General features: G+C 37.1%; 1 protein-coding gene and 3 pseudogenes. 2 read left to right on the top strand and 2 right to left on the bottom strand.

Annotated elements, in window-relative coordinates; genetic code table 11:
• A pseudogene (locus JCM19043_RS17025) lies at window positions 1-247 on the bottom strand (IS4 family transposase); the annotation flags it as partial.
• 1,138 nt (window positions 248-1,385) lie between these two features.
• On the opposite strand from JCM19043_RS17025, the gene JCM19043_RS15435 reads away from it, so the two are divergent.
• A complete protein-coding gene (locus JCM19043_RS15435; protein WP_062323915.1) occupies window positions 1,386-2,462 on the top strand; it encodes a glycoside hydrolase family 11 protein in 1,077 nt (358 codons plus the stop codon).
• 399 nt (window positions 2,463-2,861) lie between these two features.
• Here the strand turns inward: JCM19043_RS15435 and JCM19043_RS15430 are convergent.
• A pseudogene (locus JCM19043_RS15430) lies at window positions 2,862-4,079 on the bottom strand (IS256 family transposase).
• A 128-nt stretch (window positions 4,080-4,207) separates the two neighbouring features.
• On the opposite strand from JCM19043_RS15430, the pseudogene JCM19043_RS17920 reads away from it, so the two are divergent.
• Window positions 4,208-4,649, top strand: a pseudogene (locus JCM19043_RS17920) (DUF4372 domain-containing protein); the annotation flags it as partial.

Here is a 4,649-nt window from a genome sequence, read left to right as displayed (position 1 = left end):
TTGTGCGTCTTAGCATTTGTAAGGGTCACTTGATCAGGATATGAACAACCCTTCTCAGCAAAAACAAGTTGTAGATGTAATTTTGCTCCTGCTTTTGTCTTTCGAAATTCCGCCCATGGATATCTTTGCATATTCAATGGTAGCGTACTTGAATCAATAATCTTAAGGGGCATTGTCACTTTTCGTTGATGATTAAAATCCGATTTTTTTGGATATCGGCAACTAACTTAAGAAAAAGAGATCTAAAAAATCTGAAGAAATTTGCGAAAACCATTGTTCAAATGATTTTTTTCCAGTAAACTTATCCATGTGTTTGTCCTTTATTTTGGATTTGGATTGGTTTACTCCCCCCAACCATTATAAAGGATTTTTTAATAGAAAAATATAATTTCAGAATATTACGAATATAGTTAAAACAGTCTGAAATTTTTTATGCGACACTAGTAACCCAACATATATAAAAGAGCCCCGCTAATAAATATCGTCATAGTATTATCTAACGTAATATTTCAATATTTAACAGCTTATCTATAACGTCTAGTTCACACCCCCTCCCCTTCCGTTAGTTTAGGAAAGATAGGGACACTTAGGCTGTTCGCATGGATGCACGAATATTATACGTTACATATAGCGCAAAATGCGGAATTCCGATGTGGATTAACTTACTAGGACATCGCTATAATAGCCTTATAATTGATACCGGTGGTCGGGGTCGAGTTGAAGTCAGAACGCCTTATTAAATAGGTTTTATGACTTTAACTGTGTAAAATTCGTGTAAAATATTTAAACTTTTCTCTTCTATTTAAATGGCAATGCATATACAACGATCTAAAGAATATAATTATTTAACAAATTATTATTGTACTTCGGATAACCGACATGTATTCACCCCACATCGTTCGGATTACTTTTTACTAGTAAAACATCTGTTATTTCCGTCGTAGCATCTGTTCCTACTCCGATTGCAATCTCCAGACCTGCTTTATCTTGTGGCAAACCTCAGCATCAGTAATTACTTGTATCTCGCATCCCTTGAAGTCCTTGCCCTGTTAGTGCGCATGATTACGAAAAGAGAATAACTAATAAGGTTACTTCTCTAAATAATCATTATATTTTTTATCATATATCTGGCTATAGTATAAACACTCTCAAAACTAAATCCTTCTAACTGCAGAAGATATGTTCTTGTTGAACTAAATTCAAAATTCACGGGTGAAAGTCATACAAGAAAAAGGTGATAAATAATTTGTAATGAGCATAAATTTTATAATGGAGGTGTAATTAGGTTGGAATAAAAATAAAAAGATGACCTAACAAAGGCCATACAGAAACTCAGGAGATTTTTAATTTAGTTATACCAAAAAAGGAGGAATTGCAAATTGAAATTGATACAAAAAAGAAAGATGTTCTTTTTAGCAATTGTATTTTGTTTCGCACTTATATTACCTACAGTAATTGTACATGCGGCAGTCACTAGTAATGAAACTGGTACACATGGCGGATACGACTATGAATATTGGAAGGATAGCGGTGGTTCCGGAATCATGACTCTAAATAGTGGTGGTACCTTCAGTGCTGAGTGGAGTAATGTTAATAACATTTTATTCCGTAAAGGGAAAAAATTTGATGAGACACAGACGCACCAACAAATTGGTAATATGTCAATAAACTACGGGGCGAACTACCAGCCAAACGGCAATTCGTATTTAACTGTCTATGGATGGGCAGTTGACCCACTCGTAGAATTTTATATAGTTGATAGCTGGGGCAGCTATCGACCGACAGGAACACACAAAGGTACCATTAATGTTGACGGTGGCACATATGACATATATGAGACAACACGAACTAACCAACCTTCTATCAAAGGAACTGCAACTTTTAAACAGTATTGGAGTGTTCGAACATCAAAGCGCACGAGCGGAACTATATCTGTTAGCGAACACTTTAAAGCATGGGAAAATTTAGGTATGCAAATGGGTAACATGTATGAAGTCGCACTTACTGTAGAGGGCTATCAAAGTAGTGGAAGTGCTGATGTGTATAGTAACACATTTACTATCGGTGGTAGCTCCGGCGGGGACAGCGGCTCCGATGGCAGCACTACGAAAGTGGAAACTGAGGATATGACCAAAGGCGGCCAGTACACAGGGAATATTAGCTCGCCGTTTAATGGAGTTGCTTTATATGCTAATAATGATTCTGTGAGCTACACACAATATTTCGCGAACAACACTCATAGTTTTTCACTACGTGGTGCTTCAGATAATTCAGAGATGGCTAGAGTCGACTTAATAATCGGTGGGCAAAATAAGGGAACCTTTTATTTCGGTGGAAGCTATCCTGCGGTATATACAATAGACAATGTTAGCCATGGAACTGGAAATCAAACGATCGAACTTGTTGTAACAGCCGATGACGGAACATGGGATGCTTTCATTGATTATTTGGAGATCCAATAAATTTCTGAAGTGACACTTTTAAAGTTATTCTTTTATTTTTGATTGAGATTCCAAACAAAATCCCAGTAGGATGCTTCTGCTGGGGTTTTTTGTATGCATCTATCTACTTCATGGAATTGAAACATCATAAACACCAGTGCTAATTTGATCTAATATATCCTTAATATAACTCTTTAATTGGTAGTGTCAAGAATTTTGTGTAAACCTCTATATTGTAGTTCCAGAGTTACTGTATAAATTTAGAAATATATATGAACGCTCAGCCACAGCGCAGCTGCTTGTCCTTGATTGTGTGACTGTTTCTTAGTGATTCAGGGGATGGGTTCGGGGTCCCGCCCCTTGCTTAGAAACACTTGTATCGTTATACCATCCGCCTATTATTCTTCATAAAGTCACACGTCACACAGTCAAGGATGGCGTACTTTGTTGTTTCGCTAGCTGTTCTTCGAACATCTCTATAATTTCTGGTTTAGCTTTTTTAAAGCCGCGATGACAACGCATCGGAAATTTTTGATTATAATCTAAGAAGATTGAGACGAGAAAACGTTCTAAGGATTCCTCGTTTGGAAATTGCTCTTTTCTCTTTGTATACCGCTTGATTTGAGCGTTGAATCCCTCAATCAAATTGGTTGAGTAAAGACTGCGTTGAATGCACTCTGGAAAATCCAAAAAGACGATAAGTTGTTTGTTTTGAACAATCTTATCGATGAGTTTTTTATATGATGGGCGCCATTTCTTTTCAAAGACTTCGAGAGCCTCTTGTGCACTTTCAAGATCCGTCGCTTGATGGATATTCTTGAAGTCATCGGCAATCTCTTCGCGATCACTGATACGCGCTTTCCCATTAATATTGCGGACAATGTGTACAAGACATGTTTGATGTTTGGCGTAAGGATAGACGCGATGAATCGCGTCTGTCATGCCTGAAAGACCATCAGAAATGAATAATAAGACGTTTTCAAGACCACGTGCTTTTAGACCTTGAATCAACTCTTCTCATACCATAGCGGACTCTGTCGGCGCAATTGTAAAGTCTAGGACTTCTTTGTGCCCATCTTCATCAATGCCAATCGCGATATAAACAGCTTCTTTGGCAACGGTTTTACGACGAAGTGGCGTGTGCGTTGCATCTAAATAAACGCAGACATATCGCTTGTTTAGAGGGCTATATTTATAAGCTTCAATATCAGCTTCAACGATCTTAGTGAAGTTAGAAATGGTTTGTTTAGAATAGTGATGTCCATACATTTTCTCCATGAGATCAGCGATTTCTGATGTTGTCCCCCCTTTTTTATACAGATGGATCACAACTTCTTCGAGCGATTCACTATTACGTTTATAGGGAGCAACGGTCTGTTGTTCAAAGAAACCATCACTATCACGAGGAACTTGAATAGACAATTCACCAAACTCCGTATTAAATTTGCGTGAGTAATAGCCATTTCGAGAATTACCTGAGTTGATGCTTTTGGCATCATAAGGCTCATAATCGAGGAAACATGTTAGTTCATTTCGAAGCAATTGATTAACAGCGTGTTCTAAATGTTCACGAAAAAATTCTTTAATATCACGATTTTCAACTAGAGCTTGAGCTAAATCTGTAGTAAGATGGTTCATAGGAAGTCCTCTTTTCTGTGAATGTTGTTTGGTAACTCTATTCTACTAAAAGAGGCTTCCTTTTTCCATGCTCAAAAACAAGTCTAAGGTCGTTCACACAAAATATCGCACACTATCGAAACAACTATCAATTAGACCATTATGTCAAAAAGCTATATACAAAACGCTTTTTGAAATTACTATTTTATGCGCAATTAAACGAAACAGAGAGTTTGCGTGCTTTAAGTGACCCTTTATTTTCTGAGAATCTTCAAAAAGAAACGGATCTTGGATCAATTAGCTTTTCGCAATTAGGGCGTCGATTAAATAAAATTCCACGGAATTTTAGATCTCTTTTTCTTAAGTTAGTTGCCGATATCTAAAAAAATCGGATTTTAATCATCAACGAAAAGTGACAATGCCCCTTAAGATTATTGATTCAAGTACGCTACCATTGAATCTGCAAAGATATCCATGGGCGGAATTTCGAAAGACAAAAGCAGGAGCAAAATTACATCTACAACTTGTTTTTGCTGAGAAGGGTTGTTCATATCCTGATCAAGTGACCCTTACAAATGCTAAGACGCACGA

The organism is Halolactibacillus sp. JCM 19043, assembly GCF_001310395.1.
Lineage (GTDB): Bacteria > Bacillota > Bacilli > Bacillales > Amphibacillaceae > Halolactibacillus > Halolactibacillus miurensis.
Note: the sequence above shows the minus strand (reverse complement) of the source record. Positions and strands in the feature narration are given on the sequence as shown.